The organism is Vreelandella azerica (genome assembly GCF_013112225.1).
Classification (GTDB): Bacteria; Pseudomonadota; Gammaproteobacteria; order Pseudomonadales; family Halomonadaceae; genus Vreelandella; species Vreelandella azerica.
Genome location: NZ_JABFHI010000001.1, coordinates 420,708 through 441,862, shown reverse-complemented (window position 1 = coordinate 441,862; position 21,155 = coordinate 420,708). Strand labels below are relative to the sequence as shown.

Sequence of the window (21,155 nt, the reverse complement as noted above, 5' to 3'; positions counted from 1 at the left end):
GGTGCCCCTCGCCGACGATCACCGCGTGCTTTATCAGGCGTTTCTCGACCAGGAATTAACCGAATGGCTCGCCCTGCTGCCCGAACAGCTGGCCAAGGGGCTGGATCGCCAGCGCCATGGGGATCTTCCCATGTGGGAAAAGGCGGTGCGCAAGTTGCCGCCGTTGCCCGCAGAGCGCGAGGTATATCTTGATCAGAACACCGTCCGCGTGGATATGGCTCTGAGCGACAGCCAGCAACGCCAGTGTTTCAATCTGCTGCGCAAGCTTGCGCCTTGGCGCAAAGGGCCCTACTCGCTGGGCGGCATTGATATCGATACCGAATGGCGCTCCGACTGGAAATGGCAGCGGGTGGCGCCTCACCTTGCCCCACTCAGCTACCGCAAGGTGTTGGATGTGGGCGGTGGCAGCGGCTACCATGCCTGGCGTATGGTCGGCGCCGGGGCAGACTTTGTCCTGGTCATCGACCCGTCACCACGTTTTTATTGGCAGTTTCAGGCAGTGCGCCATTTTGTGGGCGATGCTGATCAACAGCGCACCCACTTTCTGCCGGTCGGTATTGAAGACGTGCCCGCCAGGCTGGGCTTTTTCGATACGGTCTTTTCCATGGGCGTGCTCTACCACCGGCCCTCTCCCCTTGAGCACTTGCAGCAGTTGAAAGAGGCCTTGGCCCCAGGGGGCGAACTGGTATTGGAAACCCTGGTGGTGGAAGGCGATGAACAGACTGTCTTCATGCCCGGCGAGCGCTATGCGGCCATGCCCAACGTGTATTTCCTGCCTTCTTCACAAGCGCTTTGCCATTGGCTTTCGCGCTGCGGATTCAGCAATATCCGCGTGGTGGATGAAGCCGTGACTACCCTGGACGAGCAACGCGCCACCGATTGGATGACGTATCAATCCCTGGCAGATTTTCTTGACCCTGACGACCCTTCGCTTACCCGGGAAGGTTATCCCGCGCCAAGGCGTGCAATAATTCTTGCCAATCGAGACACCTGAAACGGGTTACATGACCAGAAAGCCTTATGTCATACTTTTATCGCAAAACTCTAATTTAAAATAGATCAAAATTTAAGGAGACATACGGTGGGATTTCTTGCGTGGATATTATTAGGCTTAATTGCTGGCGTTATCGCTAAAATGATTATGCCTGGCAAAGATCCAGGTGGTTTTTTTATCACCATTTTGCTGGGTATTGCCGGCTCTTTTGTAGGTGGCTGGGTAGGATCACTGATTGGCCTCGGCACTGTGGGCACCTTGAGCTTTGGTAGCCTTATTACCGCTATCGTGGGTGCACTGATTTTGTTGGCAGCTTATCGTTTTGTGAAGAAATAGTAAGCTATTGGCTAGGTCATGAACCAGAAGGCCGCCCAATTGGGCGGTCTTCTGGCGTTAACGGCGCAGAATCACCAGCCAGCGCCCCAAGTTTAGAATACTCGCCAGGGAAGCCGCCACATAGGTAAACGCACAGGCAGTCAGTACATGGCGGGCACCCTGCATATCTTTGGGGGCACATAGTCTTTCAGAATGGGCAAGGCGCGGTTGAAGCTGGCATCAAACTCCACCGGCAGGGTGACCAGATGAACCACCGCCGCCGTACCAAAGCTGATCACCGCCATGATAATCACCAGTGCCAACCCACCTGGCAGGCGGGTCAACACAAACAGGAAGGGGGCTGCCATCATCAGCAAAGCACCCACTTTTTCCGCCTTTTGCGCCAGCAGCACCAGGCGTGAGCGCGCCAGCAGCGGTGCATAGCCCTGGTGATGCTGCAGGGCATGACCAACTTCATGAGCCGCCACGGTCACCGCTGTCAAGGTGCGCCCGTCATGATTATCCGCCGACAGCCTTACCGTGCGGGCTTCCGGGTCGTAATGGTCGCCGTACTCGGTGCGCTCCACCTTCACCCCTTCGACGTTAAAGCGGCGCAGCAGATGCTCAGCCAGCTCCGCCCCGGTTCCCGGGTAATCATCGCGCCCACGGGCATGACGCTTGAGCACCCACTTGGCCCAAAGGTTGGGCAGCACGAAAATGGCCAGTACAAAAGCAATCAGCAGAATGATCATGACGTCACCCGCTCAATACGGGTGTGCCAGCCAGTTCCTTGGATATCCAGCACACGGTAGCCAGGGCGAGCGGCCTCATCCACCGCAAACGCCTCAGCATGGGGCAGAAACTGATCGGCCGTGGCGGGGCTGCCATAAACACTGACGCTGAAGCCGTTTAACGCCTTTTCCTCCGCGTAGGCCTGATGGGCATGGCCAAACAGTACTACTTTGACCTGCGGATAGCGGCCAATCAGCTGCCAGAAAGCGTCTTTGTCTTCCAGGCTGATGGCATCCATCCAGGCAGCGCCCACTTCTACAGGCGGATGGTGCATGGCAATTATTGTCGGTGCCAGCTGTCGATCAAGCTGGGCTGCCAATGCCACCAGCTTATCGCTTCCCAGGGCACCGCCTGGTTCGCCAGGCACCTGGGTATCCAGCAACAGCAGCCGCCATTCATTCAGCATCAGCGCATCTGCCAGCGGATGAACCGCTTCCATCAGGGGGCGCTGGTCATGGTTGCCCGGCAGCCAATGCCAGGGGCAAGCCAGACGATTGAGCTGTTCAACCGCCAATGCGTAGGCCTGTGCCGATTCATCCTGGCTGATATCGCCAGTCACGATGACCAGATCAGGCTTTTCCTGCTTGATGGCGTCCATCACCGCCAGAAACTGACGATAGGGAACCCCCGCCCGTGAACGGGCCAGAGGGTCAGCATGCAGGTGCAGGTCAGTCAGCTGTACAAGACGCATTGGTGACGCTCCTCAAGGCACTTCATGCAGGTATTCGCTGCGCCCATGGGCAAGGCCGTGGGCCAACCATTCGCCCAGAAAACGATTGAGCTGAAGTTTTTCATCCGGCTGGTGCATACGCGGATTGGGGTAGCGATAGCGGCCATGAAAATGCCTTTCGCGCTGAAAGTTGGTCACTTCCGCCATACGCACATCATGGTAAAGGTGAACACGCATCTTGGGGCTTTCCAGCAGATGATCCATCAGGCCCGTCTGGGAAACGTGCACCATGGTGGTATAAGGCGCATTTTCATGGATATACAGATGCAGGGCATTATCGCCCCGTTCTCCCAGCTGAATGGCGCGACGCTGGCCTTCCTCCATATCACCCACCAGCCGAATCAGGCGCAGGTAATTTGCGCTGCATTCACCTTGCAGGGATTTCAGGTCAGTAACGTAAGCGTTTCGAACCATTGCGAGCTCCCATTCTTTTTACAATCGATCTTTAACCACCGATCTTTAACATATGATCTAAAGATCGATTCTTGGGTACAGACGTTTAGCACAAGCTTAAAACATACCTAAAAAAACATACTTGGAACGTACATGAAGACATGCGTTTTAGCCTGTTTGTGGTTCTCCGTTCAAACAGCGGTTTCAACGAAAGCGCGGCGTATTATCCGGCAAGGCACGCAGCGACGCTCGCTGGCTTGCCAGCCAGTGCATGCCAATCAGGCTCATGGCGTTATCGAGCCGCCCCTGCATCATCAGTTCCCAGGCATCATGGAAACTGACCACATGCACCCGGATATCTTCATGTTCCTCGTCCAGGCCGTGGATACCGCCCATGCCCTGGCTATCAATCAGGCCACAGAACAGGGTCACACGCTCGTTGCAGGCCCCAGGGCTTGGGTAATAGGTGTGCAAATGCTTGAGCTCGGTGACCTGGCAGCCCGCCTCTTCCTGTGCTTCACGGCGAGCGACGTTCTCAAGGGTTTCGCCCTCTTCTACCAGGCCAGCGACAAACTCCAGCTTCCATGGTGTCAAAGGGTCATCTACCGCCCCTGCCCTGAATTGCTCGACAAATACCAGCGCATCGCTAACCACATCGTAAAGCAGCACCCCCACTGCATCCTTGCGCATATGGACTTCACGGCGCATGGGCTCGCTCCAGCCGCCCTCAAACAGGCGATGGCGCAGGGTAATGGCTTCGAGGCGGAAAAAACCTTGCTGTAGCACATCTCGGGAAATCAGCTCAACGTCCTCACCCGTAAACGCAGGCGACGCTGAAGAAGATGAATCTGGTGCAGGGGACTCGGCGTCCATGGGTCACTCCTGATAAAAAACGTTACCCCATTATCAAGACTTGTTATCGGTAATGCCAATTTACCTGCAGCAAACAGAGACTATCGCCTTACAAGGCAGACGCTATCACGCAGGCAGTATCATTGCCTGCGTGCTGTGCCTATTGATCAGGATGACAGCTGTTCAAGCAGTAGTTGCGCGTCTTGGCGCAATGCCGCATCTGACGCTTCACGCCCTTGGCGCACATCTCCCTCCAGCGCCCGCTGAGCATACTCACGCGCTGCCTGGGTGTTGCCTTCCTCGGCCAGAAAGGCGGCATAGTAATAATTAACATCTATCCCCGCCGGGCGGATTTCCAGGGCGCGCTGAAACATCTGCTCCGCCTTGTCGCTATCCCCAAAGCCGATGAGGCCACCGGGTACACGGTCGTACAGCGCGCCCAGGGTGACATAGGCTGAGCCTTGATAACCTTCGGGGTCAATGGTGATGGCCCGCTCCAGCACATCCCGGGCGGCCTTGGCATCGCCTAGCGCGCCCAGGCCACCGCGCTCGCGGGCGTAGGCGGCCAGCACAATGCCCTGCCACACCAGCACATCGGCTTCATCGGCATGCTGCCCGGCCAAGGCTTCAGCCTCCCCTGCCAGCGCTTTCAAGGCGCCTTCACGCTGACTGGCGGGCATTTGTGTCACTGTGTTTTCCCAACGGTTCTGCAGTGAAAAAGCGCGTCCTGGTAGGCACTGGCCGATAACGAAGCAACGCAAACAGCGGCACTCAACAGCGCCAGGCTGAACGTCTTGGTGACCATTTTTTGGATACTTGCATGGGCGACTCCCAATGAATACTGGTTGGAATTGTTATTGCGTTATACGGCTAGCCATAGCTGAATCCGCCAACCGGACTACCAATGTAACGAACGTTTGAATGATACGCTAGGCAGAATGATGAGGTGGTGTGGACAGACGTATCCGTGGCAGTCTGTTGAAAAGGGATTTAACAGATTGACTAGCGTATGCTGGTAGACCCCGTCGATATAGACACAGGTATTGACCCCAGACATCTCAACATGGAGCCGCATATCCGATGAAAGGCAGGAATATGACCCGCTGGCGCGACCCGGCAAAAGACCCACGCCAAGAGCCGAAAAGCAACCTTATCACGCCGGCAGGTGCTCAACGGCTGCGCGGCATACTGGATCATCTTGTGCGGGTCAAACGTCCGGCACTATCTGCCAAGGTTGGGGAAGCGGCCGCCCTGGGCGATCGTTCGGAAAACGCTGATTACACCTACAACAAAAAAGAGCTGAACCGGGTGATTGCGCGGATTGGCTATCTGACCAAGCGCCTGGATGAACTGCAGGTAGTTGACCGCTTGCCCGCCAATACCGATAAGGTGTTCTTCGGTGCCTTTGTGGAACTGGAAGGTGAGGATGGCGAAGAAATCGCTATACGCATTGTCGGCCATGATGAAATCGACACCCAGCAGCGCTGGATCAGCGTAGATGCCCCCTTGGCCAAGGCGCTACTGGGTAAAGAGCTTGACGATGAGGTCAGCGTCAAGACACCAGGCGGTGAGACCACCTACCTGATTACCTCCATTCACTACCGCACACCCGCCCGATAGACTTTAAAGCGGCGGTTATCTGCCAGAACCTCAAAGCTGCCGAAGGTGGCCTCCAAATGATCTGCATAGGGTAAGAAGGCGTTAGCCACCAGGATCAACTGCCCTCCCCGCGCCAGATGCGTCGGCGCCTCACGTATCAGCTGACCTGCTGCCCCGTAGTGAATATCCCGCTCCTGATGAAACGGCGGGTTACTGATAATCAGATCAAACTGTTCATCGCCCAGGGCTGAATACACATCACTGGCCAGCACGCGGGCAGTCAGCTGGTTGGCGGCCAGCGTTCGACGACAGGCTTCAAGGGCGAAGGCATTGATATCGACGGCGGTTACCTCTTGGCTGCGCTCAGCCAGCCAGGTGCTGATAATGCCATCACCGCAACCGATATCCAGGCATCTTGGCAGTGTGCCGGGCAATTTGTTTGCTTGTAGCTGGCGTTCCAGCGTATCCAGCAAAAGCGCGGTGCCTTCATCCAGCTTGCCGTGGCCAAAGACCCCAGGGTGGCTATGCAACTGCATATCGCGCAGATTGAAGGTTTGCCAGGCAGCGGCGCTGGCCGTAGGCAAGGCCTGGGTCTGGGTGGCAAACAAGGAACAGCGCCGCGCGTTGTCCAGCTTGTCACACGGCAAACCCAGCGCTTCCAGCACTTTGGGTACGCGCTTGATACCGCCGTTATGTTCACCTACGACCTCCAACGGCGTGCCCGGCGGCAACTGCTCGCACAGCCAGGTTAACCACCAGATACCTAGCTGGTGGGTTTTCGGCCAGAATAATACCCAGCCCGTGGGTGTTGTCATTTTGTCATCCTCCATGGGCGAAACGGCGGTAATGCCCCGCTGCCGGTAGGCATGCAAAATACTGTGATCGGCACTTACCACGCCCTGCAACTGAGCCGCCAGCCAGTCATCCACGGGGGTGCGACGGCAACAACCGGTGCATTGGGGCCAGACGAGGGGTGATAGCGTTGCAGTAACTGGCAGGCAGGTGTCTGTGCCTTCATGGTGTCATCTCTATGGGTATGATTGAGTATCGCCGACGTTCAGGTCGCTTTGACCAGGGTATAAAGCAGGTAGCGCGCCAGACGCCAATGGGGTTCGGTGCGGCAGAACTGCTTTTCCAGTGCCACTAGGCGTTCCTGTTCGGCAGCATCCTGAGGCGGCTGGCGCAGGTAGTCCTGAAAAATCCGGATGCCCGCAACCTGACGGATTTCCAGCCCGTTTTCCTGGCTCCAGGCCTCTATCTGGGCGTGGGTCAACGGAGATATCGGCGTTAGCCGCTGACCCAGGCCGAACCCTTCCAACCGATCCTGCTGGGCTTTTTGCAGATTGCCTTTCACCACGTTGGAAAAGCGCAGCGCATCACGGTTGAAAACCATCAGGCTGAGCTCGCCTCCTGGTGCCAGCAGTTGGCTTAGCTGGCCCAGCGCCTGGCGGGGGTTACCCAACCATTCCAGCACCGCATGGCAAACAATCAGCCGCCAGGGGCCAGACAAGGTATCAGGCAAGTGTTGCAGCGCCAGCGGGTAACAGCGCACACGTTCAGCCAGTTCAGGCTCGGCCTGAAGCGCTTTTTCGGCATGCGCCAGCATATCGCGGGAGGGCTCCGTCAGGGTGACCTGAAAGCCGCGTTGTGCAAACCATAGCGCCTGCTGGCCAAGCCCACCGCCCACATCCAGAACAGTGTTGGATTCTGCAGGAAGTTGCGGCGCATCAGTGTGTAAAGCAGTCAACATATCAGGCAGCAAGGCATCCAGTAGCGCCAGGCGTAGCTCCCCACGCGGGGCATTATAAAGTGAACGGGAAAACTTGTCGGCCAGGCCATCAAAATAACGGTCACCGTCAGAGGACAGTTCAAACGCGTTTGCAGAAGGTTTCACACAGGCATCCATGGGAACGCTAAAACGGGTAGTTTACGCGGTTTGAAAGCATAACTTAACGATCAATATAACCGGCTCAACACCTTATGTAGGCAAGCCCCTGTTTATCGGGCATGATAGGCAAACACCTAAATGTTAAGCAGCAGGTAACAAATTATGGCCCATTCACAAGATGCGCATAACAGCACCATGCCATCGGTGCTTGATGACCAGAGCGGCGAAGAGGTCATTCAACGTATTGGCCAGTTGACCCGCATGCTACGCGAAAGTATGAAAGAGCTCGGGCTGGATCAACAGATAGAGCAAGCCGCCCAGGCCATTCCGGATGCCAACGAGCGCTTGCATTATGTTGCCAGCATGACGGAACAGGCCGCTGAGCGTTCTCTTAACGCCGTTGAGCGCGCCCAACCCACCCAGGACAAGCTGGAAACAGTCAGCCAATCGCTTTCCGCCCGCTGGGAAACCAAACCCGACAGTGATCACATCACAGCAGATGATCAACTGATTGCGGATACGCGCCAGTTTCTCGCCCAGGAAGTGCCTACCCAGGTAGGGTGTGCTCAAAAAGAACTGCTTGAGATCATGATGGCTCAGGATTTTCAGGATCTGACCGGCCAGGTGATCAAGAAAATGATGGAGGTGATCCAGACCATCGAACAGGAACTGGTACAGGTGTTGGTGGACAATGTGCCTGAGGCCAGCGGAAGCATGAAACAGCTTGACCAGCGCGATGAACACGCCCGATTGCGCAATGGCCCACAGATGGACAAAGAAAAGGAACAAGAAGATGTCGTCAACGGCCAGGATCAGGTCGACGATTTGCTTGATGAACTGGGTTTCTGAACCAGGCTTTTGAACGGGCGCTGCTCAGCATCAGTCTGGAATCTGCTAGGATCATTCGTTAAGCGCCATGCCAATTATAGCAAATAACTATTACAAAGGTGTTTATTTGCAAATTGAAACTATAGCGATCATCGTCTATAAATTACATGCAAGTAAATAACCAAGCTAATAAGAGATCAATGGCAGGAAGCATATTCAGTCAGCTTCCTGCACAAAAATGTCATCAGGACTCGCTTAACATCACCGTTACGCTTAATGCGCGATGGCAGATACAACGATATTTCTTTTAACTTAGGGAAAGATAACAGACGTTATCTATGGCAATACACAGAGTGGAGGCTATGAATGAGCGACAACGCAGGTAAATGCCCCGTCATGCACGGTGGCAACACAAACGCCAATGCATCCAAGGAATGGTGGCCAGAAGCGCTGAATCTGGACATCCTTCACCAGCACGATAGCAAGTCTAACCCCATGGGCGAAGACTTTAACTACCGTGAAGAAGTCAAGAAGCTTGACTTTGATGCACTCAAGAAAGACATGCACGCGCTGATGACCGACAGCCAGGATTGGTGGCCCGCCGATTGGGGTCACTATGGCGGCCTGATGATTCGTCTGGCCTGGCATGCTGCCGGTACCTACCGTATTGCTGATGGCCGTGGCGGCGGTGGTGCCGGTAGCCAGCGTTTTGCTCCGCTCAACAGCTGGCCTGACAACACCAACCTGGACAAGGCGCGTCGTCTGCTGTGGCCGATCAAGAAGAAGTACGGTAACAAGATCAGCTGGGCTGACCTCTTCATTCTCGCAGGTACAGCGGCCTACGAATCCATGGGTCTGCCTGCCTACGGTTTCTCCTTCGGCCGTGAGGATATCTGGCATCCTGAGAAAGACATTTATTGGGGCGCTGAGAAAGAATGGTTGGCTCCGTCTGACGAGCGTTATGAAGACGTTGATCAGCCAGAGACCATGGAAAACCCGCTGGCCGCCGTACAGATGGGCTTGATCTACGTTAACCCGGAAGGTGTTAACGGCAACCCAGATCCACTTAAGACAGCTGAACAGGTACGCGTCACCTTCGCTCGTATGGCGATGAATGACGAAGAAACCGTTGCCTTGACCGCTGGTGGTCACACCGTGGGTAAATGTCACGGTAATGGCGATGCAGCCAACCTCGGCCCGGAACCTGAAGCAGCAGACGTACACGAACAGGGACTTGGCTGGAACAACCAGGTTACCCGTGGCGTTGGCCGTGATACCGTCACCAGCGGTATTGAAGGTGCCTGGACCACTAACCCAACCAAGTGGGATAACGGTTACTTCTACCTGCTGCTCAACTACGAGTGGGAACTCAAGAAGAGCCCGGCTGGTGCCTGGCAGTGGGAACCCATTGACATCAAGGAAGAAGACAAGCCTGTTGATGTGGAAGACCCGTCCATCCGCTATAACCCCATCATGACCGATGCGGATATGGCAATGAAGATGGATCCAGAGTACCGCAAGATTTCCGAGCGCTTCTACAACGACCCGGCCTACTTCTCCGATGTGTTTGCCCGCGCCTGGTTCAAGCTGACCCACCGCGACATGGGCCCGAAAGATCGTTACATTGGCCCGGAAGCACCCCAGGAAGACCTGATTTGGCAGGATCCAGTCCCGGCAGGCAACACGGATTACAATGTTGAAGCTGTCAAGCAGATGATTGCTGATAGCGGCCTGAGCATCAATGAGATGGTCAGCACCGCCTGGGATAGCGCTCGCACCTTCCGTGGCTCTGACATGCGCGGTGGCGCCAACGGCGCGCGTATTCGCCTTGCTCCGCAGAGCGAGTGGGAAGGTAACGAGCCGGAACGTCTTGCCAAGGTATTGGGCGTGTACGAAAGGATCTCGGCTGAAAGCGGCGCCAGCATTGCTGACGTGATCGTACTCGGCGGCAGCGTCGGTATCGAGAAAGCTGCCAAGTCGGCGGGTTACGATATTCTTGTGCCCTTCACACCGGGCCGTGGTGATGCGACCGACGAAATGACCGACGCTGATTCTTTTGAACCACTGGAGCCGCTGACTGATGGCTTCCGTAACTGGCAGAAAAAGGAATACGTCGTCAAGCCGGAAGAAATGCTGCTTGACCGCGCTCAGCTGCAGGGCCTGACAGCACCAGAAATGACCGTACTGATGGGCGGCATGCGTGCCCTCGACTGTAACTATGGTGGCAGTCAGGACGGTGTCTTTACCGACCGTCCGGGTCAGTTGACCAATGACTTCTTTGTCAACCTGACCGACATGGGCAACCGTTGGGTACCGGTTAGCAACAACCACTACGAGATTCGCGACCGCAAGACCGATAGCGTCAAGTGGACCGCCTCACGTGTGGATCTGGTCTTCGGTACCAACTCGGTACTGCGCTCCTATGCAGAAGTGTATGCCCAGGACGACAACCAGGAGAAGTTCGTCAAGGACTTCGTTGCCGCCTGGACCAAGGTGATGAACGCAGACCGCTTCGACCTGGAAAAATTCCAGTAAGCGTGATGCACTCGTCGCACAACAGGGCCAGGTTTAACCGGCCCTGATCCAAAAACGCTCGGGCTAATTACCCGAGCGTTTTTTTATACGCGGTCGCTGCGCTCTCCAATATATCCGCGGCCTGTCCAGCTCCCTGACTGTTCCTGACAGCTGCTGACAACTTTTGAGCCGCTTGTCGAAATCCCGGATCTTCTATCAGGCGTCTTAACTGGCGTTCCAGCTTATTCGCATTCAACCCCCGCGCTGGCATTTTCAGGCCAAACCCGTGCTTCACACCTATCTGGGCGTTCAGGCGCTGCTCGTAATGAACAGGCAGGGCCAACATGGGCACGCCCGCCGCCAATGCCTGATACATACTGCCATTGCCACCGTGATAAAGCATGGCTTGAGCATGGGCCAACAGCTTTGATCCAGGGGCGTAGCGGGTAAAACGGAAGTTCTCAGGGGCAGCAGCCATTACGTCAGCACTGGCCTGGCCACCTGTGGTCACCATGAACCGATACGGCAAGCGGGCCAATACCGGGTAAGTGGTACGCAGAAAGTGGTTCAAAAACCCGGTTGAACCCATGGTGATGTAGATATTGGGCATGCCGTCCTCTAGTTCGTCAAACCACTCGGGCAGGGGCGCCTGCAGATCCGGGGAAATCGGCCCGACCATCTGATAATGCTGGAAGCGCTTGGGCAGTTCATAAAGCCCTGGCAAGTCCGGTGAGATCATCGGCATCTGATAGAGGATGTCAAAGGCATCGCGATCCGGCCGACCGTAACGGCGATACAAGCGCGAGCGAATGCCCGACAGCAGGAAGCGATCCAGCCCCCAGGCCGCAAAGTAGGTAGGCGCAGGAGGCGTTAACAGACGTGCCGCATAGCCGTTCATGATGCCTGCGCTGGGCACACCGGCAAGGTGGGCCGCGCTACTGGCACTGACAGTAGCGTCCCCTACTACCAGGTCTGGCTGCACTTGCTGGATTACCGCGTATTGGGATTCAATAATCTTGGTTAATGGCGCCCAATACCGTAAATGCACCATATCCCAGAAAGATGCCCGCCAGCCAAGGCGCTCAAACCGCTCCCAAACATCAGGCAGATTGGGTTCACGCGCATAGAGCAATGGAAACCCCGCTTCCTCGACAAGGTGTAAACGGGAGCTAGGGTGCTGGGGATCATCACCGGCAAAGACTACCTCGTGCCCTCGCTGACGCAGCACCTTGGCAATTTCAATACAGCGCACGGTATGAGCCAACACCCAACCAAGAGGAAAAAACAGGATACGACAAGGGCGAAAACGCTGCTGATCTTCAGCGCTGAACGGGGCGGGCATGGCGGGCATCCTGTCTCATGTCATTAACGGACATTCTGTCACGAAGGGGTGATCTGCTAGACGGCCCCCGCCATTATATCAGGAGTGCGAAAACTCGGCGCGCCCGACGATCAAGGGGTCAGCAGCACCGATGTTATTGATGTCCTTGCCTTCATAGTCAAACGCATTGAGCACGTAACGCATGGCGTTCAGGCGGGCGCGCTTTTTGCAGTCTGACTTGATCACCACCCAAGGACACTCGGAATGGTCAGTGTGGAAGAACATGGCTTCCTTGGCAACGGTATAATCTTCCCACTTTTCCAGCGACGCCAGATCAATCGGGCTGAGTTTCCAGCGCTTGAGCGGATGCAGTTCACGCTCCTTGAAACGGCGCTGCTGCTCTTCACGGCTGACCGAAAACCAGAACTTGATCAGGTGCAGGCCGCTGCCCACCAGGTTACGCTCAAGCTCCGGCGCCTGGCGCAGGAAATCCTGATACTGCTGCTCAGAACAGAAGCCCATAACACGTTCAACGCCCGCCCGGTTGTACCAGGAACGGTCAAACAGCACCAGTTCACCCTGAGTTGGCAGGTGTTTGATATAACGCTGGAAATACCACTGGCCCTGTTCGGTTTCCGTCGGCTTCTCAAGCGCCACAACCCGCGAGCCGCGCGGGTTCAGGTGCTCCATAAAGCGCTTGATAGTGCCACCCTTACCTGCCGCATCACGCCCTTCAAACACAATGACAAGCCGCTGACCGGTACTTCTGATCCACGCCTGCAGCTTCAGCAACTCAACCTGAAGATAATACTTCTGCTTTTCATAAGATTTACGGGACAGGCGGTTCTTGTAGGGGTAAGCCGCCGTTCGCCAGTCTTCAACCAGCGCCTCATCCTTGGAAACAGCACGGCCTTTTTCAAACTGCTTCCAGTTGATCAGGGCTTTCTTTAGTTCCGCCACATCATCCAGCGAGGCACCATCGATAATATCCGCCACGGCTTTCAGGGTTTCTTCATGCGGCTCAGGCAACGGGCCTTTCAGCCCCAGAATATCGGCAATCGCCGCCGCCTGGGCTTCCTGGGCACCATGCGTTTTCTGCATGACGCTGAATTCATCCACTAACGCCGCCTTCTCAGCTGCCTGTTGTGTTGTGTCTTTGGTCTTGTTGGCAAGTGTCATAGCGCTTCCTTGTCGTCGGGTCATTCAACATGAATTCCCCCTGGTTATTATCATACTCTGCTATTGATTGAAGAAGCTTGATATGAGTCAAGTTGCCTAATTGATCATGGCCTGGACGAAAGCCATTCCCGTATGACGGCAGGTAGCAAGGCACGCAACTTATGGGTAATCGCCTGCTCGTGTTTTTGCCATTGGATGCCCACATAGATAATGCCCAAGCCGATGGCTGACAGCGCTATCGGGAACAGCCAGCTATCCTGAAATACATGGAAGGCCAGATACCCCAGGTAGCCGCAGATGCCCAGGGCACCAAACAGCACAAAGACTCTGCGCAGCAACACCGCCCCCACGCCCACCATGGCCAAATTGATACAGAAATACAGAAATTTTGACAGCTCGCTATCCGATTCCTGAATCGATAGCCCCAACCAGAAGGCCACCACGCCAAAGAGATACAACCAATAGGCGTAGTCAGCGTGGTGACGGGATCTAATATCCACCCACAACGCCAAGCCAATCATCAACAATCCAACGTACAGTGAAATCAACCCTCTCGTTAGCAGCGTGATATCTTCGCCTGATACCAGCACTGCCACGTCCATGGTCATATACCAAAGCGTGACGGCAATCGGCATCACCAGAAAGGGATATCTGTATTTCCACAGCATGACGCTGCCAACGGCCAGCGTTGCGAGTTCCATATATAACCAGTGCCATTTTACGACACGGTGATAATCCTGATAGACACTGTCATCCGGCCAGACCCCCATCCAATGCTGCAAGCCATAAATGGCCAATGGCATCATGCAGACAACAAAAGCCGCACAAATCCCGGCGGGAATCACAAGCTTTCTGGCCGCGAGCCTATGTGTGATGATCAAAGCGATGGCGGCATAGACGACCGAAATCAAAAAGATACCGGCACCCCCAAAGGCCTCCCAGCCCAGGGTCATAAAGACGCTCATCGCCCCTATCGCTATCAACCCGCCCAGATAATAAAGCAGATGACTAAAGGTAAAACGCGGCACCTCGTCAGGCTGCGCCTGTAAAAACCAGTAAAGCGCATCTGCCTGCTCGCGGGAGATAATCTGTTCATCCGCCGCCTGGCTCAATTGCTTCCTTGTGATCTTCATGCAAGCCCTTTCTTTAATTATTGATAGCGATGGCCAGTATCAATTGAGCGCCCCGCCAGCCGCCTGAGTATCAGCAAGGCAAACTGGTGCCCACGCCGTGATTGCTCATCCGCGCCGGGGTCAGATCAATTACCGCGAACTGCTGCACCACCTTGTGATGGTTATCCTGATGATCACCGCCATATTGACAACGACAACCTCTCCGTAGCCCTGGCAGTACTTGGCGGCGCGTGTGAAAATGTTTCATTCATTCTTAGGGGACAACAACAGGAGCGGATTATGACCTCACCCCCACACCAGAGCCATCCTGATATTATCAAACGCCTGAAACGCGCCAATGGTCACCTGCAAAGCGTTACCCGGATGATTGAGGATGAACGCCCCTGCCTCGATATTGCCCAGCAGCTACATGCTGTTGAAAAGGCCATTCAACAGGCTAAACGAACCCTGATACAGGATCATATTGACCATTGCCTGGAAACATCGCTGGATGAAATTGACCCACAACAGCTGGTAAAAATAGAGGATTTCAAGGCAATTGTGCGCTATTTGTGAACGGCAGACGTTGCATTGCGCACAGGCCATAGACGCATCGCGGCCAGGGTGGAGGCCAAGGCTATCGTTCCCAGAACGGCAAACGCTACCGCCATACCCTGAGAAGCCCCAAGCCAGCCGGCAAGGGGTAACCTATCAGCCAGCAGGCATGGGAAAGTGAAAACTGCGCAGCAAAAAGGGTCGGTCGCTCGTCAGCCTGGCAAGACTGCTTCAATAGCCGCCCGGTAGGCGTCATAACCATCGACGCCCCCGCTCCCAACACAAACCATAACAATAGCAAGCCATAAAAACCGGGAGACAGCAGCCCGCCGAATAATGAAGCACTCATCAGCATCCCCCGGCCAGCATCACAGCCCTCTGGTTCAAGCGTTTAAGCAAGCGAGGCATTGATAGTGCGATCAGCATCGAACCAAAGCCTGCCGCTGCAAATGCAATTGCCACACTGGCCTCTCCCGCGCCCAGAACATGACGCACATAGACCACTGTATTGACAATCTGCATGGCGCCAGCAGAGGCGACGGCCATATTCAGCGCCAATAAGCCTCTTAACCTGGGGGTACGCAAATAGATACCGGCACCCTGGGTCAATCGCGCCCACACGCCCCCGACTACCTTGGCCGGTGCCTGTGATGAGGGCAGCGAAACACTCACCACCAGCAGCGCCGACAGCATAAAAGCAACGGCGTTAAGCACGAATAACGCATTAAACGACATGACCGCCAATAACATGGCAGCAAACAATGGGCTCAACAGATTTTCCAGGTCATAGGCCAGGCGCGACATGGAAAGCGCTTTAGTATAACGACGCTCATCTTCAAAAATATCGGGGATCGTCGCCTGAAATACGGGGGTAAATCCCGCTGAAAACGTATTAAGAAGAAAAATAAGCACGTAGACCTGCCATACCGCTGTGACAAACGGCAAGCTGAGCACCACCAAGGCGCGCATCAGATCGAGCGCTACCAACAGCGCACGCCGCGGCAGCCGGGTGGCATAGGCGCCTACCACAGGGGCTATGACCACATACGCGATCATCTTGATGGCCAATGCCGTACCCAACACTACGCCCGCACGGCTTCCCGCCAGTTCGCTGGCCAGCAAGGCAAGCCCTACGGTGGTCAAGCCGGTACCGATCAGGGCAATCACCTGGGCCGAGAAAAGATGGCGATAACGCTTATCCCAAAAGAGTTCCATGGCACACCTTACGAGAACAAACACGCCTGCTTTTAGCGTGCTTGTTGCATTATGAGCAAACATTTTATCCCCCAGGGGGATACTCATAGCTTAACAAGGATAGACAGCATCAACAAAGGCAAAACACCTTTCTGGATGAAACCACCGATATCAATCCAACAAAGCAGGCTGGCTAAATCCTGCTATCAGTCGCGATTATCAAATCCTGGTGCTGCAACATCATCGTCATAGTTGCCACATAAAGTCCTATTTTTTATGGGAATACCCAGGGTCTCACGACCTATTTAATTCGGTAATTATTTGAGATGGAGAAAATAATGCGATGGATTGAGCGTTTAAGTATCAAAGCCAGTTGGCTACTGGTATTGATTGCGTTCAGCGGCCTGACCCTACTGACCAGTGGGCTAGGCTTTTTGCCAATCACGTAGGGCGTGATGCCTTTGAGACCGTATACCAGCGTGATTTGACTCAGATACGTGAACTCAACGATGCCTATAACCGTTTGATGCGTGCCCGCATCCAGATGAACCGTGCCGCCGAGCTGATTCGTAAGCCTTCCTTTGACCGCCCCGGCCCCTTGCTGGATCAGGCGCGTCGCCTGATGCAAGAAGCTGACGCCTCATTCACGACATTAAAACAAAACCAAGTGAGTGAAGACCAGGAAGTGCTGATGCAGGCCTTGATTAATGACTTTCAGTCATTACTGAATAACAACCTGAGCCTGCAATTAATGCTGCTTGAAGATAAAGATGTCAGTGGGTTCCTGTCCGGGGAGTCGCGGGTGGACACCAGCAGCCGTCAATTTGTGGCCAGTGTGGATGCCTTCCTCAACAGCGTTCAGGCCAATGGGCATGCGCTGCAAGCCCAGTTCGAGAGCATTTCACGCTGGCTTTTCCAGGGTGTCATCGCGGCCCTGACCATTGCCTTGCTGATGATAGTTATTGTGGTGTGGGGCGTGGTGAAAAATGTCATCAGGCCGCTCAATGAGGTTACCCGGCATTTCAAACGCATCGCCAATGGTGACCTTTCTGCTCCTATCACCGCCAGAAACCGAAATGAAATCGGAGAGCTGTTTCATGAGCTCGGCCAGATGCAGGAAGCGCTGACCGCAACTGTCACCCGTCTTAACCACAGTAGCGAGCGGGTTCATGTCAGCAGTCAGGAAATGACCACTCACAATGACTCATTGTCGGCACGTACTGAAGAACAGATGAACGCCTTGCAGCGGATGGCGAACAGCCTGGACAAGCTCAAGCTGACGGTGGGCCAAAACGTAGATAAGGCAGAACACATTAATCAGATGACCACCGCGACTACCCAGAAAGCTCAGTCAGGCGAACAGGTGGTCAGCGAGTTTGTCGCCACAATGGCCTCTATCAATAAAGACTCGGAAGCTATTCAGAGCATTATCGATCTGATTGACAGCATTGCTTTCCAGACCAATATCTTGGCATTGAATGCTTCTGTGGAAGCGGCCAGAGCAGGCGAGCATGGCAAGGGATTTGCTGTTGTGGCCAATGAGGTGAGGCATCTGGCATCGCGCAGTGCTAACGCCGCCAGCGACATTCGTCAACGGCTTGAAGCTTCACGCAAGAGCGTCTTAAAGGGGAACGCCTTGTCCCAGCAGGCGGGTGAACACACCCGTGGCATTATCACCGCTGTTAAAGAAGTCGATCAGTTAATGGATGATGTCATTCAGGCCTACGCGGCACAGCGCATAGATATCGAGTCACTGGAAGCCAACGTCATCAGCGTTGAGCAAAGTGCTCAGGAAACCCGCCAGACAGTTTATGAAGCTTCCGCTTGCGCTCGTCATCTGGAAGGTGAATCAAACGATATGCATGAGTACGCCCACCAATTCACCCTGAACGCCGACACACCTTCTTCACAGACGTTACTCTCGAAGCCAAGCCCTGACGCATATGAAAGCGCCGAGGTAGCCACTGTGTTGAATATATTCCGCCCCCGCTGGAGGCAAAGCAGGCCAGCGCTGCCAGCCACCACCGAAGCCGCCACCGGCAGGCCATAATCACATTGACAATCAAAAAGATAGCCAAGCTCTGGGATGGAGCCTGTCATTTTACCGTCACACCTATGCCGCATGATTGTCACTTTAGGTTAAGCGGGGGCAGGTACCAGCATGACAGCGCATGAAGCACAATGGTTGGAACGCATTATCAACAAGGAACTACTTGAGATTGTTTTCCAGCCGATTGTCGATGCCAGTGGGCCTTGTATCTTTGGGTATGAAGCCCTGGTGCGTGGTCCTGCTGACTCTCCTCTGCACTCACCCCTGCGGCTTTTTGAGGTGGCCACCGGGACAGGCAAGCTGGTCGAGCTTGATCTGCTGTGTCGACGCCTGGCCATTCAGCGTTATGCCGAGCTTGCCTTACCGGGCATGCTGTTTCTCAACGTCATGCCCTTGACCATTATTGAACGTGATTTTGAAGAGGGCCTGACGCTTGGATTTATCCGCGAAGCCGGTATCCCGGCTGAGCAGGTGGTCATTGAATTGACCGAACATGTGCCTATTCATGACTATGACCTGATGCGTCAGGCAGTCGATCATTATCGTGATATGGGCTTTCAGGTCGCGCTGGATGATCTGGGAGCCGGGCATTCCAGCTTGCGCCACTGGTCAGAGCTACGCCCAGATTTCGTCAAGCTTGATCGGCATTTCATTTCCGGCATTGACCGTGATTCCGCCAAGCGTGAATTTCTTGGTTCCATCCTGGGAGTCGCCCGCAGCCTGAACTGTAAATTGATTGCAGAGGGCGTTGAAACAGCGGCAGAACACCTCTGCCTGTGGGAACTTGATCGTGGCCTGTCGCTTCTTCAAGGGTTTTATTTTGCTCGCCCCAGCGCCACACCCATTGAGCGTTTGACTATGCCATTGCCGGGAACGGCAGATATCAGCCATAACCCTGGGCGCAGCGCGGGCACCCTGTGCAGACAAGTAGAGCCAGTCTCGCCAGAAGCTTCTATCCCACAGCTGGCCGAGCGTTTTCGCAACCATCCGGAGCTGCGTTGTGTCGCTGTGGTCAATGACGGCAAGCCTCTGGGGGTTCTGCGCCGCAACCAGTTTTTAGCCCTGTTTACTAACCCCTACAGCCATTCGCTGTATGCAAAAACCCCGGTGATGCAGGTGGCGGATACGCGGATGTTGAGCGCAGAGACAGACATGTTGCTGGAAACCCTCAGCCAGCGCCTGACGGACAGCCACGACATTGAACAGGAAGACTTCGTGATTGTGGATAGCAAGGGCGATTACCAGGGGATGGGGAATATTGTTGACCTGCTACGCGAAATCACGGCCATTCAGGTGCGCCAGGCGCGTCATGCCAACCCTTTAACCGGCCTGCCCGGCAATATTCTTATCAATGAAACGTTGAGTGATCATCTGGCAGCCAGCACAGGTTTTGCTGCCGCTTACGTCGATCTGGATAATTTCAAAGCTTTCAATGATGCCTATGGCTATGCCCGAGGCGACCACGTCATCATCTCAATCGCACGACTGCTTCAGTCTCAGGTGGAAAGCGTCGGCGGTTTTACCGGCCATATAGGCGGGGATGACTTCATGCTGTTGCTGCCCCTGGCGCATTGGGAAAGCGTTATCCAGCAAATCCTGCAGCATGTTGAAACGATGGCACCGGGTTTTTATGAAGAAAGTGACCGCGCACAAGGCGGCATCCACGTCGAGAATCGCCAAGGCAACGCCACCTTCTTTCCTTTCTTCAGTGTGTCAGTGGCGGTCAAACCGGTTCCGCCGAGCAGCGGCTTTAAAGCATTGGATATCGCCAGTGAGCTATCTGCGCTCAAGCATCAGGCCAAAAAAGTGGCAGGTAACAGTCTGTTTGTTGACCGGCGTACATAAGGGTTGAGCGGCAGCCGCAGCACTAAGCCACTGGCAGCGAAACATCTCTGCCCCACTCTGACCAGGAACCGTCATACAGTGACAGATGATCATACCCAGCCAGCTCAGCGGCCAGCAAAATAATGCAGGCGGTGATACCTGAACCACAGGAAAACACCATCTGCTGCCCATTGCCGGATTGCAAGGTTGGAGCAAGCTGAGTAAAGATTGCCTTGAGTTCGCTGGCAGGCTTGAAACGGTAACCCTCCAGCACCTCAGCAAAGGGGAGATTGCAGGAATGGGGAATATGGCCGCCGCGCACACCTGGGCGTGGTTCTGGCACCTGACCCAGAAAACGCTCACGGGATCGGGCATCAATGACCGTTACCTGATCATCCTCCAGATGATCTAAAACATAGGCTGAACCCTGAACCCGGTTATGATCAAGATTAGCCACAAAGCTGCCGGATGTTGCCGCATTGGCAACTGGCGCAGACACCCCCTCTCGCCCTTCGGCCAGCCACTGCGGCAGGCCGCCATCCAGCACAAAAACGTGTTTGACACCCATCGCCCGAAAAACCCACCAGGCTCGAGGCGCTGAATAAATGCCCTGATTGTCATAGACCACCACCAGACTCTCAGCCGTAATGCCCAGCCTGTGCGCCTCCTCAGTAACCTGTTTTTCAGTAGGAAAGGCGTGCGTCTGGGGAGATTGCGTGTCGCAGAGCCTGCCCTCCAGGTCAATCTGGTAGCTGCCCGGTATCCACACCGGTTGATCATAAACAATCGGCTCTTTACCAATAACCTTCGCCATGCTCGCGTCAATCAGCACCAACCGTGGGTTATCCAGGTTTTCCTGCAGCCATTGGGCAGTCACAAGGGGTGAAGACATGGTGTTCTCCGGTCAGAGTTGTAAATGCATACGGTCGGTTTAGATACGCATCAGCGGCAAGCGACGCTACTTTCTTTAACCACGAGCGTCTTGTCCAGTAAGCGTACTGAAACGCCTTGGGAA

General features: G+C 54.9%; 20 protein-coding genes and 2 pseudogenes. 9 read left to right on the top strand and 13 right to left on the bottom strand.

Translation table 11 applies throughout. The features are described 5' to 3' along the window. The first annotated feature begins 1 nt into the window (after position 1). Both cmoB and HLB35_RS02140 read left to right on the top strand, forming a co-directional pair. Positions 2-994 carry a tRNA 5-methoxyuridine(34)/uridine 5-oxyacetic acid(34) synthase CmoB gene (cmoB, locus tag HLB35_RS02145; protein ID WP_171701320.1) on the top strand — a complete coding sequence of 331 codons (993 nt, stop codon included), beginning with the start codon at positions 2-4 and terminating at the stop codon, positions 992-994. A gap of 87 nt (positions 995-1,081) precedes the next feature. After that, a complete protein-coding gene (locus HLB35_RS02140; RefSeq protein WP_171701319.1) occupies positions 1,082-1,330 on the top strand; it encodes a GlsB/YeaQ/YmgE family stress response membrane protein in 249 nt (82 codons plus the stop codon). A gap of 57 nt (positions 1,331-1,387) precedes the next feature. Here HLB35_RS02140 and HLB35_RS02135 read toward each other — a convergent pair. The 5 genes and pseudogenes from HLB35_RS02135 to HLB35_RS02115 all read right to left on the bottom strand — a co-directional run bounded on the left by HLB35_RS02135 (position 1,388) and on the right by HLB35_RS02115 (position 4,756). After that, positions 1,388-2,061: pseudogene (locus HLB35_RS02135) on the bottom strand (zinc metallopeptidase). Then, complete coding sequence (locus HLB35_RS02130; protein WP_171701318.1) at positions 2,058-2,792, bottom strand: metallophosphoesterase; 735 nt, start codon at positions 2,790-2,792, stop codon at positions 2,058-2,060. The pseudogene HLB35_RS02135 and the gene HLB35_RS02130 overlap by 4 nt, the downstream one beginning before the upstream one ends. A 12-nt stretch (positions 2,793-2,804) precedes the next feature. Continuing rightward, the gene (locus tag HLB35_RS02125) at positions 2,805-3,245 is read right to left on the bottom strand and encodes a DUF1249 domain-containing protein (protein WP_171701317.1); all 441 of its coding nucleotides are present in this window, start codon (positions 3,243-3,245) and stop codon (positions 2,805-2,807) included. A 183-nt stretch (positions 3,246-3,428) separates the two neighbouring features. Then, the gene (locus tag HLB35_RS02120; protein WP_171701316.1) at positions 3,429-4,097 is read right to left on the bottom strand and encodes an NUDIX domain-containing protein; all 669 of its coding nucleotides are present in this window, start codon (positions 4,095-4,097) and stop codon (positions 3,429-3,431) included. 146 nt (positions 4,098-4,243) lie between these two features. Beyond that, a complete protein-coding gene (locus HLB35_RS02115) occupies positions 4,244-4,756 on the bottom strand; it encodes a TRAP transporter TatT component family protein (RefSeq protein ID WP_171701582.1) in 513 nt (170 codons plus the stop codon). Between the two features lie 400 nt (positions 4,757-5,156). Here HLB35_RS02115 and greB point away from each other — a divergent pair, with 400 nt between their 5' ends. Then, a complete protein-coding gene (gene greB / locus HLB35_RS02110; RefSeq protein WP_171701315.1) occupies positions 5,157-5,696 on the top strand; it encodes a transcription elongation factor GreB in 540 nt (179 codons plus the stop codon). Here greB and HLB35_RS02105 read toward each other — a convergent pair. Together HLB35_RS02105 and HLB35_RS02100 are read right to left on the bottom strand one after the other, a co-directional pair. Next, entirely contained in the window at positions 5,675-6,604 is a 930-nt protein-coding gene (locus tag HLB35_RS02105) for a methyltransferase (protein WP_328730812.1), read from the bottom strand. The genes greB and HLB35_RS02105 overlap by 22 nt on opposite strands. A gap of 128 nt (positions 6,605-6,732) precedes the next feature. Further along, a complete protein-coding gene (locus tag HLB35_RS02100; RefSeq protein ID WP_171701314.1) occupies positions 6,733-7,581 on the bottom strand; it encodes a methyltransferase domain-containing protein in 849 nt (282 codons plus the stop codon). Positions 7,582-7,725: 144 nt separating this feature from the next. On the opposite strand from HLB35_RS02100, the gene cheZ reads away from it, so the two are divergent. Together cheZ and katG are read left to right on the top strand one after the other, a co-directional pair. Continuing rightward, the gene (gene cheZ / locus HLB35_RS02095; protein ID WP_171701313.1) at positions 7,726-8,412 is read left to right on the top strand and encodes a protein phosphatase CheZ; all 687 of its coding nucleotides are present in this window, start codon (positions 7,726-7,728) and stop codon (positions 8,410-8,412) included. Between the two features lie 345 nt (positions 8,413-8,757). Next, positions 8,758-10,926, top strand: coding sequence for a catalase/peroxidase HPI (gene katG, locus HLB35_RS02090; RefSeq protein ID WP_171701312.1), 2,169 nt, complete (start codon positions 8,758-8,760; stop codon positions 10,924-10,926). A gap of 67 nt (positions 10,927-10,993) precedes the next feature. Here katG and HLB35_RS02085 read toward each other — a convergent pair whose 3' ends face one another. The 3 genes from HLB35_RS02085 to HLB35_RS02075 all read right to left on the bottom strand — a co-directional run bounded on the left by HLB35_RS02085 (position 10,994) and on the right by HLB35_RS02075 (position 14,538). Beyond that, on the bottom strand, positions 10,994-12,247 hold the full coding sequence (locus tag HLB35_RS02085) for a glycosyltransferase (protein ID WP_171701311.1): 1,254 nt from the start codon (positions 12,245-12,247) through the stop codon (positions 10,994-10,996). Between the two features lie 78 nt (positions 12,248-12,325). Continuing rightward, positions 12,326-13,405, bottom strand: a complete 1,080-nt coding sequence (ppk2, locus tag HLB35_RS02080) for a polyphosphate kinase 2 (RefSeq protein WP_235936941.1) — start codon at positions 13,403-13,405, stop codon at positions 12,326-12,328. 104 nt (positions 13,406-13,509) lie between these two features. Further along, positions 13,510-14,538 (bottom strand): DUF2157 domain-containing protein, encoded by a 1,029-nt coding sequence (locus HLB35_RS02075; RefSeq protein WP_171701310.1) that lies wholly within the window; start codon positions 14,536-14,538, stop codon positions 13,510-13,512. 279 nt (positions 14,539-14,817) lie between these two features. On the opposite strand from HLB35_RS02075, the gene HLB35_RS02070 reads away from it, so the two are divergent. After that, positions 14,818-15,093 carry a metal-sensing transcriptional repressor gene (locus HLB35_RS02070; RefSeq protein ID WP_171701309.1) on the top strand — a complete coding sequence of 92 codons (276 nt, stop codon included), beginning with the start codon at positions 14,818-14,820 and terminating at the stop codon, positions 15,091-15,093. An 85-nt stretch (positions 15,094-15,178) separates the two neighbouring features. Here HLB35_RS02070 and HLB35_RS16845 read toward each other — a convergent pair whose 3' ends face one another. Further along, complete coding sequence (locus HLB35_RS16845; RefSeq protein ID WP_235936940.1) at positions 15,179-15,421, bottom strand: hypothetical protein; 243 nt, start codon at positions 15,419-15,421, stop codon at positions 15,179-15,181. Beyond that, positions 15,421-16,287, bottom strand: a complete 867-nt coding sequence (locus tag HLB35_RS02065) for an MFS transporter (protein WP_235936939.1) — start codon at positions 16,285-16,287, stop codon at positions 15,421-15,423. Before HLB35_RS02065 ends, HLB35_RS16845 begins: the two co-directional genes overlap by 1 nt. 442 nt (positions 16,288-16,729) lie before the next feature. Here HLB35_RS02065 and HLB35_RS17795 point away from each other — a divergent pair. From HLB35_RS17795 to HLB35_RS02055, 3 genes and pseudogenes are all read left to right on the top strand, one after another. Continuing rightward, positions 16,730-17,041: pseudogene (locus HLB35_RS17795) on the top strand (Tar ligand binding domain-containing protein); the annotation flags it as partial. Next, entirely contained in the window at positions 17,018-18,316 is a 1,299-nt protein-coding gene (locus HLB35_RS02060; RefSeq protein WP_328730972.1) for a methyl-accepting chemotaxis protein, read from the top strand. The pseudogene HLB35_RS17795 and the gene HLB35_RS02060, both read left to right, overlap by 24 nt. Before the next feature lie 111 nt (positions 18,317-18,427). Next, the gene (locus HLB35_RS02055; RefSeq protein WP_171701307.1) at positions 18,428-20,161 is read left to right on the top strand and encodes a bifunctional diguanylate cyclase/phosphodiesterase; all 1,734 of its coding nucleotides are present in this window, start codon (positions 18,428-18,430) and stop codon (positions 20,159-20,161) included. Between the two features lie 22 nt (positions 20,162-20,183). Here the strand turns inward: HLB35_RS02055 and HLB35_RS02050 are convergent, their stop codons facing one another. Further along, entirely contained in the window at positions 20,184-21,032 is an 849-nt protein-coding gene (locus HLB35_RS02050; protein WP_171701306.1) for a sulfurtransferase, read from the bottom strand. Between the last annotated feature and the right edge of the window lie 123 nt (positions 21,033-21,155).

What these genes read in the sequence shown, in the direction of transcription:
- HLB35_RS02130 (WP_171701318.1), bottom strand. Translation starts at nt 2,792, where the DNA reads ATGCGTCTTGTACAGCTGACTGACCTGCACCTGCATGCTGACCCTCTG.
- HLB35_RS02125 (WP_171701317.1), bottom strand. Translation starts at nt 3,245, where the DNA reads ATGGTTCGAAACGCTTACGTTACTGACCTGAAATCCCTGCAAGGTGAA.
- HLB35_RS02120 (WP_171701316.1), bottom strand. Translation starts at nt 4,097, where the DNA reads ATGGACGCCGAGTCCCCTGCACCAGATTCATCTTCTTCAGCGTCGCCT.
- HLB35_RS02115 (WP_171701582.1), bottom strand. Translation starts at nt 4,756, where the DNA reads ATGCCCGCCAGTCAGCGTGAAGGCGCCTTGAAAGCGCTGGCAGGGGAG.
- greB (WP_171701315.1), top strand. Translation starts at nt 5,157, where the DNA reads ATGAAAGGCAGGAATATGACCCGCTGGCGCGACCCGGCAAAAGACCCA.
- HLB35_RS02100 (WP_171701314.1), bottom strand. Translation starts at nt 7,581, where the DNA reads ATGGATGCCTGTGTGAAACCTTCTGCAAACGCGTTTGAACTGTCCTCT.
- cheZ (WP_171701313.1), top strand. Translation starts at nt 7,726, where the DNA reads ATGGCCCATTCACAAGATGCGCATAACAGCACCATGCCATCGGTGCTT.
- katG (WP_171701312.1), top strand. Translation starts at nt 8,758, where the DNA reads ATGAGCGACAACGCAGGTAAATGCCCCGTCATGCACGGTGGCAACACA.
- HLB35_RS02085 (WP_171701311.1), bottom strand. Translation starts at nt 12,247, where the DNA reads ATGCCCGCCCCGTTCAGCGCTGAAGATCAGCAGCGTTTTCGCCCTTGT.
- ppk2 (WP_235936941.1), bottom strand. Translation starts at nt 13,405, where the DNA reads ATGACACTTGCCAACAAGACCAAAGACACAACACAACAGGCAGCTGAG.
- HLB35_RS02075 (WP_171701310.1), bottom strand. Translation starts at nt 14,538, where the DNA reads ATGAAGATCACAAGGAAGCAATTGAGCCAGGCGGCGGATGAACAGATT.
- HLB35_RS02070 (WP_171701309.1), top strand. Translation starts at nt 14,818, where the DNA reads ATGACCTCACCCCCACACCAGAGCCATCCTGATATTATCAAACGCCTG.
- HLB35_RS16845 (WP_235936940.1), bottom strand. Translation starts at nt 15,421, where the DNA reads ATGAGTGCTTCATTATTCGGCGGGCTGCTGTCTCCCGGTTTTTATGGC.
- HLB35_RS02065 (WP_235936939.1), bottom strand. Translation starts at nt 16,287, where the DNA reads ATGGAACTCTTTTGGGATAAGCGTTATCGCCATCTTTTCTCGGCCCAG.
- HLB35_RS02060 (WP_328730972.1), top strand. Translation starts at nt 17,018, where the DNA reads ATGCTGCTTGAAGATAAAGATGTCAGTGGGTTCCTGTCCGGGGAGTCG.
- HLB35_RS02055 (WP_171701307.1), top strand. Translation starts at nt 18,428, where the DNA reads ATGACAGCGCATGAAGCACAATGGTTGGAACGCATTATCAACAAGGAA.
- HLB35_RS02050 (WP_171701306.1), bottom strand. Translation starts at nt 21,032, where the DNA reads ATGTCTTCACCCCTTGTGACTGCCCAATGGCTGCAGGAAAACCTGGAT.